Here is a 15653-nt window from a genome sequence, read left to right as displayed (position 1 = left end):
AGGGGGGATGTTCATGAACCGTCAACATTTCAGTGTTATTTTAGGGGGCATTTTATTTTTAGCTGTTGCAATGGGGATTAGCCGTTTTGCTTTCACACCGGTTCTGCCTTTCATGCGTGTTGATGAAAACTTATCGTTTGCACAGGGCGGCTGGCTCGCATCAAGCAATTATATCGGTTACTTCATCGGGGCATTAGGAGCCGGCTTTGTTTACAAATCAAAAAAGAACTTCCTATTAATGAACGTATTTCTGAATGTGTTCTCCATCATTTTAATGGGATTGGTTGAATCTTATTCAATCTGGATCGTGCTGCGTTTTATCGCAGGCTTAACAAGCGGTTTTATATTTGTTCTGACATCAAGTATTGTAATGGATTATTTAGCGGCAAACTTATTAACCCGGTGGAGCGGCTATTTGTTTAGCGGAGTTGGATTGGGTATCGCGTTATCGGGACTTTTTGTACCATTTTTCGAAGCAAGCTTTCACTGGCAAGGTTCCTGGATTGGTCTTGGTGCATTATCCGTCTTATTTTTAGCAACGACAATTTTTTTATGGCGTCATTTAAGCGTTGCCAATCATATAAAGGAACCAAAGTCTGCGGACAATAATATTTGGCGCGGATTTATGCCATGGCTGATCATCGCATATGGCTTGGAAGGACTCGGTTATATTATTACAGGTACTTTTTTGGTCGATATTATTTATAATATTGAATCATTGCGTGCCTATGCCGGATACAGTTGGGTACTGGCCGGGCTGGCTGCTGTTCCGTCAGCACCGATCTGGATGAAATGCATGTCGCGTTTCTCTCCGGTTTCAATGATGTCTACAGCCTATACCTTGCAGATTATTGGCATTCTGCTTCCTGTTTTATCACAATCGGCATGGAGTGTACTCGTATCGGCGATGTCGTTCGGTTTTACGTTTGTCGGGCTTGTAACAATGTCGACTGCCTATTCCAGACAGCTGTTTCCAAAGCAGAGCAACTATGTCGTATCGATACTGACTACGTTCTATGCTATCGGACAAATTATCGGACCGGTCATTGCATCCCGTCTGGAAACTCATTTTCGCACGTTTAAAGCCCCTCTGCTGTTTGCAGGCGGGACCGTTACACTTGCACTTGTATTATTACTCGTCGGGTATTTCTACAGCAGGAAAAGCCCTGTTCACCTGACTGCGGATATGGAATATTGAATGTACATCACGCCTCATGCAACACCGGGGTGTGATTTATTCTGTTCTCCAAAATAATTTACCCCCATCCCCCATAAATGTTACGATACCGGTAACATTGTACTTCGGAGGACATCCTATGGAAGAAAAACATTATTCAATCGGCGAAGTTTCCAAACTGACGAATATCTCTATCCAAACATTACGCTACTATGATCAGATCGGCTTATTCAAACCTTCCTATGTCGATCCTAAAACAAATTACCGCTACTATAAAGACTCACAATTTTATCATTTGGACATCATTAAATCATTGAAGTATATCGGTGTCTCATTGGAGGAAATTAAAGCAGCGCAGCAGTTTACCCCTGCCGAACTTCTCTCCTTTTTGCAGCAGCAGGAAAGTGTCATTGAACAGCAGATGAATCGCATGTACGAAATTCAGCAGTCCTTATATAAAACGAAAAGGCAGATGGAAGAACAGCTCGCAATCGATGTGATGGATACGGTCTATTTCAAAAATGAAGAGGCGGTAAGGATTTTATCGATTAAAACAAATGAACTGACACCGTACTATATTCCCAATACGTACTACAGTTCCTTGATTAAAACATTGGAAGTTGAAAATAGCCTGCTGAGCAATCGGTACGGATGTATTTTTCCTTACGAGCAATACGACAGCCTGGATGAACTGCATTACAGTCATGTTTTTACACCGCTCATTACAGACCGGTATATTACCCATTTAACAACTGATATGGACGTGAAAACGATACCTGCAGGACGCTACGTATGTATTGCATTTATTTTTGAACGGGACACGTATTTAACCCAATACCAAAAGCTTTATCATTATATAGAAGAGCAGCATTTACAGGTTGTTCCGGTTGTCTATGAAATCTTCATGCCTCTTAACTATTCTCCAAACGAAGAGGACCAGTTCATCGTGGAATTAAAGATTAAGCTGCTTTAACTAAATTTAACATTTACTTAAAACAGTTCTATTGACTCTATAGCTACTGTAGGGTTTATGTTAAGAAGTGCGGATTAACGATTTTTTCACAACTTAATAAGGAGCAATAAAAATGAAAGACTATAAAATAACATTAGGGTTACTATTATTAAACCTGTTCATCGCCTTTCTAGGAATCGGTTTGGTTATCCCGGTACTCCCTACTCTAATGAATGAACTGCAGTTAAGCGGCCAAGTTATCGGCTATTTGACAGCAGCATTCGCAATTGCACAACTGATTGTTTCACCACTCGCTGGTAAAGCGGTTGATAAATATGGACGTAAAATTATGATCGTCCTCGGATTATTTATTTTCGGTATTTCGGAATTTCTATTCGGTTTAGGGAAAACGATAGAAGTTCTTTTCATTTCCCGTGTATTAGGAGGGATCAGTGCGGCGTTTATTATGCCTGCTGTTACGGCCTTTATTGCGGATATTACGACAATGGAAACACGTCCAAAAGCACTTGGCTACATGAGTGCGGCAATTAGTACTGGTTTCATTATCGGCCCCGGCATCGGCGGATTTTTAGCCGATTTCGGTACTCGTGTGCCTTTCTACTTTGCAGGAGCGCTCGGTACAACAGCAGCAATCTTATCGATTATTTTACTGCGTGAACCGGAACGCAATGCGGAAAACATGGAAAATGCACCTGTTCAAACATCCGGATTCAAACGCATTTTAGAACCGATGTACTTGATCGCATTTATTTTAATTTTTGTCGCATCATTTGGACTCGCGGCTTTCGAATCGTTCTTCAGTCTGTTTGTCGATCATAAATTCGGGTTTACCCCTATGGATATCGCAATCATTATTACAGGTGGCGCGATTTTCGGAGCAGTTGCGCAAGTAGTGCTGTTTGACCGGCTTGCACAAAAATGGGGAGAAATTAAACTCATTCGCTACAGCTTGATTTTATCGGGCATTCTCGTATTTTTAATGACTGTTGTCAGTTCATATTTTGCTATTTTACTTGTTACATGTATCGTCTTCATCGGCTTCGATTTATTCCGTCCTGCCGTTACGAGTTATTTATCAAAAATTGCCGGCAATGAACAAGGTTTCGTCGGGGGCATGAACTCGATGTTCACAAGTTTAGCGAATATTTTCGGTCCGATTTTAGGCGGGATGTTATTCGATATTGATATTAACTACCCATATTACTTTGCAACGGTTGTCATCTTCTTCGGTATTCTGTTAACATTAATTTGGAAGAAACCTGCATCGTATATGTAAATTTTTTCTGTCTTTTGCAATGGATTTATCTGTTTTACAAGTAAATTTGCTTAAGGAGGATTTCATCATGACAACTAAATCAAAATCAGAACAACTTATTTCAACTACGGAAAAATTCGGGGCGCATAACTATCACCCACTTCCGATCGTAATCGAAAAAGCAGAAGGTTCTTGGGTGACAGACCCTGAAGGCAACCGTTATTTAGATATGCTTTCCGCGTATTCTGCCTTAAACCAAGGTCATCGCCATCCGAAAATTATCCAGGCATTAAAAGATCAGGCAGATGCGGTGACACTTACGTCACGTGCTTTCCATAGTGCGACATTAGGCGTGTGGTATGAAAAGGTCAGTAAGCTAACGGGCAAAAATATGGTGCTGCCGATGAATACAGGCGCTGAAGCTGTCGAAACGGCCATTAAAACAGCCCGCCGCTGGGGATATGAAGTAAAAGGCATCGAAGCTAACAAAGCGCAAATTATCGGTTGTAACGGCAATTTCCACGGCCGTACAATGGCTGCAGTTTCGCTGTCCTCGGAAGCGGAGTATAAGCGCGGATTCGGTCCGATGCTGGAAGGCTTCACATTAATTCCTTACGGCGATATAGACGCGTTGAAAGAAGCCATAACACCGAATACAGCGGCATTTATCGTCGAGCCGATTCAGGGGGAAGCAGGCATCATCATCCCGACTGAAGGTTTCTTAAAAGCAGCTTATAAATTATGTAAAGAAAATAATGTTCTGTTTATTGCAGATGAAATTCAAACAGGTTTATCCCGGACAGGAAAACTGTTTGCCTGTGAATGGGAAGATGTTACACCAGACGTCTATATTTTAGGTAAAGCGCTTGGCGGCGGTGTTTACCCGATTTCAGCAGTAGTCGCAAACGATGATATCCTTGGTGTGTTCAATCCAGGTTCACACGGCTCGACATTCGGCGGCAACCCGCTTGCATGTGCCGTATCGATTGCAGCGATCGATGTATTATTGGATGAAAAGCTGACAGAGCGTTCTTTGGAGCTTGGCGACTACTTTAAAGCACAGCTTCAGGAAATCGAGAACCCGGTAATCAAAGAAGTTCGCGGGCGCGGTCTTTTCATAGGCGTCGAGCTTCACGAATCAGCTCGCCCCTACTGCGAAAAACTAGCAGAACGCAAATTACTTTGTAAAGAAACACACGACACAGTAATCCGCTTCGCCCCACCGCTAATCATTTCAAAAGAAGACCTGGACTGGGCAATCGAGCAGATTAAAGCTGTTTTTGGTGAATAAATAGTATATATATTAAGAGGGCGCTGTGTTATGCATAGTGCCCTTATTTTATTGATGGTTAAGTAAAGGAGACTAATGATGAAATCACTTTATATTACGGGCTACCGTCCACATGAACTAGGAATATTCAATGACAAGCATCCCGGTGTCCCGGTTATTAAAAAGGCGCTGGAAAACCAGCTGCGCATTCTTATAGAAGATGGGCTGGAATGGGTCGTGATCAGCGGCCAGCAAGGTATTGAAACATGGGCGGCACAAGTTGTACTGGAACTTAAAAACGACTACCCCGAACTCAAATATTCCATTATCACCCCCTTCTTGGAACAGGAAAAAAATTGGAACGAGCATAAACAAGAGACTTATATGCATATAGTAAGTAAGGCCGATTTTGTGACAAGCGTGACGAAGCGTCCATATGAAGCGCCATGGCAGTTTATCGAAAAGGACAAGTTCATTATCGATAATACGGATGCGACATTGCTCGTCTACGATGAAGAAAATGAAGGGTCTCCAAAATATGTGCTTCGCCTCATCCAAAAGTATATAGAGCAGCATGAGGAATACGAGCTGCTGATGATCAATGCTTATGATTTACAAATGGTGGCTGAGGAAATGCAGCAAGGAGATGATTGGTAAAAAACTTACAAATATCTAAATTTAGTAAATTTTCTGATTACAGCTGTTCGTTTTGGGGTATAATATATTAAACAAATTATATTTTACTATTTAAGGGGGCCAAATTATGAACCAATTGACAATGATCAATGAGACGACACCAATAAATATCGCGCACCACACTTATAAGCGCGAATGCCGTTATACTAGAGGCATCAACATTCCCCTCGCAGATATCGAAAGAATTTTATATAGTCTGAGCGATGATGCACTTCACTATTTCGAGTTCCATAATATCGCAAAAGAGATTAAGCCAGGCACATTATTAAATGGCTATGCCAGCTTTGCAAATATTATTTCAGACTATTATAAGAACGAAAAAAATATAGAAATTCCTGAACTGACAAATGGCCGGGATTTTTATGTAAAAATCGTTTAACAAAATTGAAGGGATGACTTCCTAAGTGAATACCAAAAACAACAACGCCTAAAGTAACCTGAGCGGTCCGGTACTTTAGGCGTTGTTTTACATATTAGGGATTTAGTAAAATGAATTTTCTAAAAATTTATCAGTAAAACTATTGACTTTCTAATTGATAAAGATTATCATTATCACTGTAAGTTAGTAAAACCTTTTCGATACTGTTCCCCCCAGTTCAGATTCGAAACTCATTAATTACTTTTCTCATATTTCGAAAAGATAACGCATTTATCTTCATTCAGTAGAAAACACTCTCCTCTGTTCGTGGGTGGTGAATGATTGTTCTATTGGATTCAGCAGGCGTTTCAAATGCCCGCTGAATGAAGGTAAGCCTCCGGCGGATGTCACAGATTTTTAAAGGGAACTTTTTGAGTAAACTCAAAAAAATCTGGACACAATTACGCCGAGGCGTAATTGATCTTTTCTCCTGAAAGAATGGCAAATCCCCTCACACGATTTGCCATTTTTTCATGAAAAATTGGGTATACATATATTAAAGGAGATGATTTAGTTGGAATTCCGTATTGAAAAAGACACTTTAGGTGAAGTTCGTGTACCGGTAGACAAAATTTGGGGTGCACAAACACAGCGAAGCAAGGAAAACTTCCAAATCGGCACAGAAAGAATGCCAATCGAAATTATCCGCGCCATGACCATTCTGAAAAAGGCGGCGGCGATTGCCAATAATAAATTGGGCAAACTATCCAATGCGAAAAAAAATGCGATTGTGGAAGCGGCCGACGAAATTCTTGCAGGCAAATGGGATGAACACTTCCCTCTAGTCGTTTGGCAAACAGGCAGCGGTACACAGACAAACATGAATGTGAACGAAACAATTGCCCACCTGGCGAATGAAAAGCTGACGGCGGCTGGCTCGGATGAAAAAGTCCATCCAAATGACGATGTCAACAAATCCCAAAGCTCGAACGACACATTCCCTACTGCACTACATATTGCTGCAGTCGAAATCGTAGAGAACTACTTAATGCCGCGCTTAAAGCTGTTACAGGCGACATTGAAAGAAAAGGCATTGGCATTTAACGATATTATTAAAATCGGCCGTACGCATTTACAGGATGCTACACCGCTAACATTAGGCCAGGAAATTGGCGGCTGGCACCATATGCTCCTAAAATGCGAAAAAATGATTATGGTGAATACACAGTTCATGAAGGAACTTGCGATTGGCGGTACTGCTGTTGGTACAGGTATTAACGCCCATCCGGAATTCGGTGCCCGCACAGCTGCGGAAATCAGCACACTGACAGGCATTGAATTTACATCTGCGGAAAACAAATTCCATGCACTGACAAGTCATGATGAAGTCGTGACAGCGCACGGTGCATTGAAGGCATTGGCAGCGGATTTAATGAAAATCGCGAATGATGTACGCTGGCTGGCAAGCGGTCCGCGCTCTGGTATCGGTGAAATCACGATTCCCGAAAACGAACCAGGCTCATCCATCATGCCGGGTAAAGTAAACCCGACACAAAGCGAAGCGATGACAATGGTCGTGACACAAGTTGTCGGCAATGACGCAACAATCGCCTTCGCAGCATCACAAGGTAATTTCGAATTGAACGTATTCAAGCCGGTCATCATCTACAACTTCCTGCAATCAGCACGACTGTTGGCCGATTCGATGAAATCATTCAACGATAATTGTGCAGTCGGTATCGAGCCGAATATGGAAGTACTGGATGCTAACCTGAAAAATTCACTGATGCTTGTTACTGCGTTAAACCCGTATATCGGTTATGAAAATGCAGCAAAAATCGCAAAAACAGCGCATAAAGAAGGCACAACTTTAAAAGAAGCTGCCATTGCTTCAGGTCTTTTAACAGAAGAGGAATTTGACCGTTATGTCGATCCGAAAACGATGATTTATCCAAATGCTGAATAATTTTTAGCGATCCTACACAACCTTCCAACAAGTTTAGTCAATTACTTTTATCCGGTAATAAACTACTGTTGAGGAGGTTGTTTTTTATTGAGTAAAATTCAATTTATAAAGGATGGTTATGAAATTGTCGTAAATATTCGCAGAAATATACAGAGTGAAAAAACCAAATATGTAGAAGCAGATGCCTATTATAAAGATTTTGGTAACTACCGCATATTAGTTTTAGGTGATACCGTGGAAAAGGTAGTGGAACTTGCAACATATGAGCTTCTGACTAATCACCCATTCGAAAAAGTGATAATAGATTATTAAGACATATTTAAAGGGATGACCGGAAAATAAATTCAGGGCACCCCTTTTTTAACGTTATAGTAAGTTTAAATACATATCGATGAGCTCATCACCGTAAAAGTATACGATGATTGCTGCAATGGCTATTGATGGTCCGAACGGTACAGGGGTTTTGCGCCCTTTCTCGCGGACTTTCAAAATGACGATACCGACAATCATCCCAATCACCGAAGCTAAAAATAAGGTTAATAACGTGTTGAACGTTCCCAACACTAATCCAATCAGTAAAAACAGCTTAATGTCCCCGCCGCCCATTCCGCCCTTTGAAATAATGGCGATTAGCAGTAAAATTGAGAATCCAATTGCGGCGCCGATAATACTATCCCACCACGGATCAAGCGGCGAAAGAATTCTACCAATGATTAGAAACGGCAGGAAAAACAATAGAATTTTGTCCGGAATAAGCATGTACGCGATATCCGAAACATTTATAATGACCAATAGTGAAATAAACAGTAAAGCTACTGCCAATTCCCATGTGATGCCGAGCTGCCATGTAGCAAACGCAAACAGCAGTCCTGTTACAAGCTCCGTAAACGCGTAAATCGGCGATACTTTCACACCGCATGTCCGGCATTTCCCTCGTAAAAATATGTACGAAAAAACAGGTACGAGTTCAAAAGCGCTTAAACGTCGATTGCAATGGACACAGTGAGACGGCGGTATCACAATCGACTCTTTTTTCGGTACCCGTAATCCGACTACATTGTAAAATGAGCCAAATACCAATCCAAAAATCCCCGCAAATATTGTATACATAATCTCCATTTTAGATGCTCCTTAATTGTACCTGCCTTTGTTATTCGTAGTAGAAAGTAGTGACTTGGACTTCTGCTGTTACCACTTCTGATGTATCTTCAAAAAGCTGCTCTTCTTCACCAGCAAGATCAAAATCAATGCTGTCAATATGCATAATCCGTTCTATTTGTTCAATTTCTTTGATGAACTGTAGCAGGCTTGTTTCATTTGGTGATGTAACCTCGATAATAAATGTGACTAATTTCAATGACTGTGGCAATGGCTCCTCGGATATGGTAGACACAGGTAATTCCTCAGTTTGTTGGAGCTCGTCTAATATTCCCTGGCTTTCATCATCTTCAGAGTTCTCGGTAGAGTTTAATAAGTTTGAATTCGATACAAGCGTATCATAATTATTAAATTCAATACGCCGAATCTGTGAACCTGTCACATACTCAATTTCTTCTATAGATAAAATTAACGAATCAATATTCCTGTCATTTGGAACCTTTTTGCGTAACATAAATTCATTTACATCCGTTTCCGAATACTGTGATTGCCTGTCTGCCAAATTTTGCTCAAGCGATTTAATTTCTGTATTTAAATAATTGATTTCTGTTCGAATCGATTGTGCTTCTTCCTGCTTCGGCTTTACAACAAAAGAGTAGAGTGCAAATAACATAGCCATCGCTAAAGCGATGATAAGTAAAAGCGTTCCGTTTTTGCTGCTTGAGATGGAATTCATTGTTCGTCACCTCCAGCAGCTATATATTCTTCATTAATAGTAAGTTCAATTTCTATTTCATAGCGAGGAACATCAGCAAACTGTGGCTCCTGTTGTTCTTCATTCATCGAATCGATTTCAAACGCTTCGATTGTCCCCACTTTAACATCATTAAAATAAGGGCTCTTTTTAAGATTACTTACATAAATAGAAACGGCGTTTAATGTCTCCAAATCTACAATCAATGCGACCCTTGTTGTTGAAAATTCATAGGAACGCAAATACGTATCGGTTGGCAATAAATCTTTGGTTTCATTAATAATCGGAGTTACTGGGTATGAAACACGTTCAACAAATGTTACTGATTCCTGTAAAGAACCTTGATTTTGCGTATCCAAGGATGAAACATTCCTATGTAATTCATCGCGTGTTGCAATTAATGTATCACGTGTTGACGTGGTATCAACTATTTCTTCTTTTGCACCAAAATAAAGTAAAGTCAATATTACTATTGTTAACATTGATAATATTCCAACTAAAATAAATGCAAACTTTAAACTGGTCGGACCCTTTTCAATTTTAGGCATGAGGTTAATATTAGGTATCATTCATTAACCTCCTTCAAAGCAAGTCCCAACAATGTCGCATGCTTTGCTTTACAGTTTGGGAAATAGCTTTCAATTACGCTATCATCAACAATTCGGACAGCTGTCTGTAAATTGTCATGTAAAAGCGCTTCGATTGTAGGAAGTAAGGGATGATCCCCCATAACTAAAATCTCATCGACTTCCTTTTCTCCTTTGTGAAGAGAGAATTTAAAAAAGTTCATCATACGATCAATTTCGAGAACTTGATCTGTTGCAGAAACACGGAATCTATCCAAATCACCTGTATAAGTAAAATGGACTTCATTATTATCAAGCACTTCCTGTTTCCAATTTTCAGCGGCTGTTTCAATTGTTTGGAAGCGTAAAAACTCGACCTCTCCGCTGGAATAAATACAAATCGATAATTCATTAAACGACCAGTCTGTCAGTAAGTATGTACGATTCGAATCGATAAATCCTATATGCTCGAGCAAGCGTAAATTACATAATGAACGGATATCCGCAACTTGCGGGTGGAGATGATTGTCCAACAGTAATCCAATCATTTTTCCTACTTCATCAGGAGGTGCAGCAAATAATTTTGCTTTTCCATCACCCTCTATCGAATCGTACACATCAATCAACGGTTCCTGAAAAGGTAAATGAATTGACCGCCCTAGCTCCATCTGAACAAATTCTTTCAGATCTTTACCGTTCACATCAGGTGGATGTTCAAAAGATTTCAACAGTACCGATGTATCCGGCACTAGAAAACGAACATTTTGCTTTTTACCGCCCCAGTTTTGAACATTTGCTTTTATTAATTCAAACAGTATCATCTCATCGATAATTGTTCCTTCTTGCACGGCATTTCTTGGCAATGCAATTTCACTAATAATTGGCTGCTCTAGCTTTTCCCCTTTAGAAACAAGTACCCGAACAACATAGTCATTATAAATGAGCAATATATGCGATTTCTTTTTCATTCTGAACATAGAGGAATACCCTCCCCCTTTATACTTTGACTTCTGTATTCTAGCTTGTATCTAGCGTAATCATCGACCAATGGAACACCCAATCACTTTTAAATTGGGTGTTCTGTAGAGGATGATTATTGTCCCATCAACGTAGTTAATTCAGAACTCGAAATAGTAGTCCCCGTAACTGGAAATTTATCTGTATTCTTAATATTACCTAATTCCCCATAAGTAATAGTATATACCTTACTAGTAGTATTGTAAGTAACCTGATCGTTAGCAGCTAATGTACCTTCAAACACATCTCCTAGTATATCATTATCACAAGTAATTATTCCGTCGGTTCCAGCAGCTACACCACATGAACCATCCGCAATTGCAATTTTCGCTCCAGCAAGTAATCCAGCAGCATCTGAAAGAATTGCCTTATCTCTTGTATTCTCGATAATACTCCCAATCGCTGGAACAGCAATCGCTGAAATAATACCTAAAATAACAATAACCGCTAATAGCTCTACCAAAGATAAACCTTTTTCATTTTTAATACGTTTCTTTAATGTTTTAAACATATTAAATCCTCCTTTTAATTTTCTATATTTTCTTTTGCACTGACGCTTTGTACCCCTTTGATGCCCCCTTGCAAAACGTCTATTTTCCTTTTATATATTTTCATAGAGACTTAACATCGGCATGAAGATAGCCGCTACTATAAGTCCAACTGCTCCTGCTAATATAACAATCATCAGAGGCTCGATAAGTGACTTCAACGTATCGACATTGCGTTCAACTTCATCTTCATAAAAGTCTGCAATTTTTTCCAGCATATAATCAAGTGAACCGGTAGATTCGCCTATTCTTGTCATACTCGTAACCATCGGAGGGAAAATCCAGCTTTGCTCCAATGGCTCGGTTAATGTACTACCTTTTTCAAGGCTAGTACGGGCATCCAAAACTACTTTTCCGATAACCGGATTGCCCAAAATTTCCTCCGAAATTGTTAATGCCCGTAATATAGGGACCGCACTGCTGAATAAAGACGATAGATTACGAGTTAATCTTGCAATTGCACTTTTCTGTAAAAGTGGACCGAATATCGGCAATTTCAACATCATGTAATGCACCATATAATTAAACTTCTTATTAGTTCTGTATAAATATTGGAATACAACAATACCGATTATGGAAATAAAAATCGGCAACCACCAAAATTGCCTTAGCCATTGCCCTAACGCAACGGTTGCGACAGTTAGCATCGGCAGTTCGGCATCCATTGATTCAAACGACTCAACAAACATAGGCACGATAAAAACGAGCATAAAAAACACAACAACAACTATCAGTATTAGTAACATTGCAGGATAAGTTAATGTAGACTGCACCTTTTTAATTAGCCGGAATGATTTTTCATAAGAATTTGCTAGACGTTCAAGTATCTCATCAATATTCCCTGTTGCTTCACCGGATTTCATCATATTAACGAAAAGCTCCGGGAACACTTTTGGATGACTTTTTGCTGAGTCTGAAAAAGGAATACCGGAACGAATATCCTCTTCCACCTTTTCAAGTGCTCTTCTTAAAGGTTTGCTCGTTGCTTGTTTAGCTAAAATATTAGTCGCTTCTACTAGTGATACACCTGCACGAATTAGTGTTGCAAACTGACGGCAGTAAATTACAAAATCCTGTGTTTTCACTTTTCCCCTGCTTAAGCTAACTTCTTTGTGCCAGATGCTTTTTGATTCTTCAATCTCACGTGGGTTAATTCCTTTTTCACGGAGTTTCGTAATTGCTGCCGCTTTGCTTACGGCATCGATTGTTCCTTTTTGTGTTGCCCCCATCTTTGTTCTTCCTACATATTTAAAAACCGTCAATTATACTCACCAACGTTCAAAAATGAACTGGCTTCCTTCAATGAAACTTGACCAGATGAAACAAGTGATTGTACTGAAGTTTCTAATGTGTGCATTCCCAACGCTCGACCTGTCTGCATAATACTAGGAATTTGATGGACTTTTTCATTACGGATTAAATTAGTTACCGCTGGAACACCTATTAAAATTTCTGTTGCTGCAACTCGACCTGCAGCATCTTTACGTATGAACAATCGCTGTGAAATAATCCCCTGCAGTACATTCGCAAGTTGAATACGGATTTGACCTTGCTGATGGGGCGGGAATACATCGATAATACGATCAATTGTTGTTGGTGCACTCGATGTATGTAGTGTCGCAAAAACTAAGTGTCCGGTTTCTGCTGCTGTAATTGCTGTTGAAATCGTTTCTAAATCCCGCATTTCTCCGACTAGAATAATATCTGGATCCTGACGAAGTGCTGCACGTAGCCCATTGGCAAACGAGTTTGTATCAATACCAATTTCGCGCTGATTCACTACCGACTTTTTATGCGAGTGTAAATATTCAATTGGATCTTCTAAAGTTATAATATGCTTTGATTTCGTTTCATTAATATAATCAATCATTGCGGCTAAAGTAGTTGATTTACCTGAACCTGTAGGACCTGTGACTAAAATGAGTCCCTGAGGCTTTTCCGACATATCATAGAGGACTCTTGGCATATTCAAAGATTCAATCGTTGGAATTTGACTTGAAACTAAACGCGCGGCAATTGCACCCGCATTTCGTTGATGATAGGCATTGACACGGAAACGACAAAGTCCTTCCAACGAATAATTAAAATCCGTTTCTCCCTTTTCTTCAAACTCCGATAATTTATATTCGGGTAATATTTGATGTATCATCTGTTCAACCATTTCTGCAGTTACGTTTACATCACCAAACTGTTTTAATTGACCATTTACACGGTAAACTGGAGGAATGCCGATTGTTACATGTAAATCAGATACTTTTTCATCATATGCACGTCGTAATAAATCCTGTATGTTCATTGTCATCTCGCCCCCTCCTAATCAATCGTTGCAACCCTTAGTACTTCTTCAGTAGTTGTTACACCATCTAGCACTTTCAATAAGCCATCCTGCAATAATGTATGATGTCCTGCTTTCTTCATATAGTCGCCCATTTCATAACTACTTGCATGTTTTAAAATCAATTCCTTTAACTCACGGTCTACCGGTAAAAATTCATGAATAGCAAGTCGACCACGGTATCCTGTGTTTCCACATGCCGCACAACCTCGACCTTTTCGAAGTTTATTTACCATAAATCCATTCGATTGGAAAATTTCCCTTTCCCGATTCGAAGGCTCGATTTCCGTACTGCAATCCCTGCAAATTTGGCGTACAAGACGCTGGGCCATTATACCGACAAGTGAAGAAGAAATTAAAAATGGTTCAATTCCCATATCTTGCAGACGTGACACGGATTCTACCGCATTATTTGTGTGCAATGTACTCAAAACAAGATGTCCTGTCAGCGATGCACGGATTGCAATTTGTGCTGTCTCTGTATCACGGATTTCCCCGACCATAATAATATCCGGATCTTGACGTAATATAGACCGTAAACCGGTAGCAAACGTTAAACCGATTTCTTCTTTAACTTGAATCTGGTTAACGCCGTTAAGCTGATATTCAACTGGATCTTCAATCGTAATAATATTTACTTCTTCATCATTCAAGTTTGAGAGTGCTGCATATAAAGTCGAGGATTTACCTGAACCTGTAGGACCAGTAATAAGCACAATGCCATTTGGTTTTTCAATCATCTTTTGGAACAGTGTTTTGTTTTTCTTTGTAAACCCTAATTGTGAAATATCGGTTGCAACATTACTGACATCCAAAATACGCATAACGATTTTTTCACCATATACTGTAGGCAATGTAGAAAGACGAATATCAATATGTTTAAATTCAATGTTCACTTTAAAACGTCCATCTTGCGGAATCCGATTTTCTGTTATATTAAGACCACCCATAATTTTTACACGGGCCGTCATCATATTTTGCATATGCTTTGGCAGTGATCTCTCTGTACGCAATATCCCATCGGTACGGTAACGGACTTTATACTCTGTTTCCTGCGGATCAAAATGAATATCCGATGCACGCTGGGCAACACCATTAGCAATAATTTGATTGACTAATCTTACAATTGGAGAATCTTCATCCGTAATTTCCTGTTGAACTTCGGGAGTGTTTACCTCTACTTCTGATAAAGCAGCATCCATTGAAGCCTGCAAATCATAATATTTAGTAATAGTCCGGTATAGATCATCTTTTGCAGCAATACTTGTTTCAATTTGACAACCAGTCGCCATACGGACTTCTTCAATGGCAAAATAGTCCATTGGATCAGACATCGCTATTAGCAACTTGTTTTTATCACGACGTACCGGCATAATGTTAACGCGTTTTGCCAGCTCCCTCGGCACAAGCTGTAATAGTTCCGGGTCTATTGCGTATTTATTCAATGTAATGTGGGGAATACCTAATTGGAACTCCAGCACTTCAATAAGCTGTTGCTCGGTAAGTACATTTTCTTTAATAAAAAAGTCGCCCAATTTTTCATCACGACTTTTATTTTCGAGTGCATACGTTAACTGTTGCTCGCTAATTACCCCTGCTTCAAGGAGCAGATCTCCTAAGCGTTTTCTTGATGCCTTCAT

General features: G+C 39.8%; 16 protein-coding genes. 8 read left to right on the top strand and 8 right to left on the bottom strand.

Annotation, left to right across the window (positions count from 1 at the left end; all coding sequences use genetic code 11):
- Positions 1-13: 13 nt before the first annotated feature.
- The 8 genes from MKX73_RS08450 to MKX73_RS08415 all read left to right on the top strand — a co-directional run bounded on the left by MKX73_RS08450 (position 14) and on the right by MKX73_RS08415 (position 8007).
- The gene (locus MKX73_RS08450) at positions 14-1198 is read left to right on the top strand and encodes a YbfB/YjiJ family MFS transporter (protein ID WP_340717052.1); all 1185 of its coding nucleotides are present in this window, start codon (positions 14-16) and stop codon (positions 1196-1198) included.
- 118 nt (positions 1199-1316) lie between these two features.
- The gene (locus MKX73_RS08445) at positions 1317-2150 is read left to right on the top strand and encodes a MerR family transcriptional regulator (RefSeq protein WP_340717051.1); all 834 of its coding nucleotides are present in this window, start codon (positions 1317-1319) and stop codon (positions 2148-2150) included.
- 112 nt (positions 2151-2262) lie between these two features.
- Entirely contained in the window at positions 2263-3426 is a 1164-nt protein-coding gene (locus tag MKX73_RS08440) for an MFS transporter (protein ID WP_340717050.1), read from the top strand.
- Between the two features lie 67 nt (positions 3427-3493).
- Entirely contained in the window at positions 3494-4696 is a 1203-nt protein-coding gene (locus MKX73_RS08435; RefSeq protein ID WP_340717049.1) for an ornithine--oxo-acid transaminase, read from the top strand.
- A 75-nt stretch (positions 4697-4771) separates the two neighbouring features.
- Positions 4772-5332 carry a DUF1273 domain-containing protein gene (locus MKX73_RS08430; protein WP_340717048.1) on the top strand — a complete coding sequence of 187 codons (561 nt, stop codon included), beginning with the start codon at positions 4772-4774 and terminating at the stop codon, positions 5330-5332.
- Positions 5333-5438: 106 nt separating this feature from the next.
- Positions 5439-5750 carry a hypothetical protein gene (locus MKX73_RS08425; RefSeq protein WP_340717047.1) on the top strand — a complete coding sequence of 104 codons (312 nt, stop codon included), beginning with the start codon at positions 5439-5441 and terminating at the stop codon, positions 5748-5750.
- A gap of 553 nt (positions 5751-6303) precedes the next feature.
- On the top strand, positions 6304-7695 hold the full coding sequence (gene fumC, locus MKX73_RS08420) for a class II fumarate hydratase (RefSeq protein ID WP_340717046.1): 1392 nt from the start codon (positions 6304-6306) through the stop codon (positions 7693-7695).
- Between the two features lie 87 nt (positions 7696-7782).
- Entirely contained in the window at positions 7783-8007 is a 225-nt protein-coding gene (locus tag MKX73_RS08415) for a hypothetical protein (RefSeq protein ID WP_340717045.1), read from the top strand.
- A 54-nt stretch (positions 8008-8061) separates the two neighbouring features.
- Here MKX73_RS08415 and MKX73_RS08410 read toward each other — a convergent pair whose 3' ends face one another.
- The 8 genes from MKX73_RS08410 to MKX73_RS08375 form a co-directional block, all read right to left on the bottom strand.
- The gene (locus MKX73_RS08410; RefSeq protein WP_340717044.1) at positions 8062-8814 is read right to left on the bottom strand and encodes a prepilin peptidase; all 753 of its coding nucleotides are present in this window, start codon (positions 8812-8814) and stop codon (positions 8062-8064) included.
- A 31-nt stretch (positions 8815-8845) separates the two neighbouring features.
- A complete protein-coding gene (locus tag MKX73_RS08405) occupies positions 8846-9529 on the bottom strand; it encodes a potassium transporter (protein WP_340717043.1) in 684 nt (227 codons plus the stop codon).
- Positions 9526-10116 carry a PilN domain-containing protein gene (locus tag MKX73_RS08400; RefSeq protein ID WP_340717042.1) on the bottom strand — a complete coding sequence of 197 codons (591 nt, stop codon included), beginning with the start codon at positions 10114-10116 and terminating at the stop codon, positions 9526-9528. The genes MKX73_RS08405 and MKX73_RS08400 overlap by 4 nt, the downstream gene beginning before the upstream one ends.
- A complete protein-coding gene (gene pilM / locus MKX73_RS08395; protein WP_340717041.1) occupies positions 10113-11090 on the bottom strand; it encodes a type IV pilus biogenesis protein PilM in 978 nt (325 codons plus the stop codon). The genes MKX73_RS08400 and pilM overlap by 4 nt, the downstream gene beginning before the upstream one ends.
- A gap of 116 nt (positions 11091-11206) precedes the next feature.
- Positions 11207-11641 (bottom strand): pilus assembly FimT family protein, encoded by a 435-nt coding sequence (locus MKX73_RS08390; protein ID WP_340717040.1) that lies wholly within the window; start codon positions 11639-11641, stop codon positions 11207-11209.
- Between the two features lie 90 nt (positions 11642-11731).
- On the bottom strand, positions 11732-12940 hold the full coding sequence (locus MKX73_RS08385) for a type II secretion system F family protein (protein WP_340717039.1): 1209 nt from the start codon (positions 12938-12940) through the stop codon (positions 11732-11734).
- Positions 12937-13980 (bottom strand): type IV pilus twitching motility protein PilT, encoded by a 1044-nt coding sequence (locus MKX73_RS08380; protein ID WP_340717038.1) that lies wholly within the window; start codon positions 13978-13980, stop codon positions 12937-12939. The genes MKX73_RS08385 and MKX73_RS08380 overlap by 4 nt, the downstream gene beginning before the upstream one ends.
- An 11-nt stretch (positions 13981-13991) precedes the next feature.
- Entirely contained in the window at positions 13992-15653 is a 1662-nt protein-coding gene (locus tag MKX73_RS08375; protein WP_340717037.1) for a GspE/PulE family protein, read from the bottom strand.

This window comes from Solibacillus sp. FSL W7-1436, assembly GCF_038007305.1.
In the GTDB taxonomy this organism is placed as follows: domain Bacteria; phylum Bacillota; class Bacilli; order Bacillales_A; family Planococcaceae; genus Solibacillus.
Note: the sequence above shows the minus strand (reverse complement) of the source record. Positions and strands in the feature narration are given on the sequence as shown.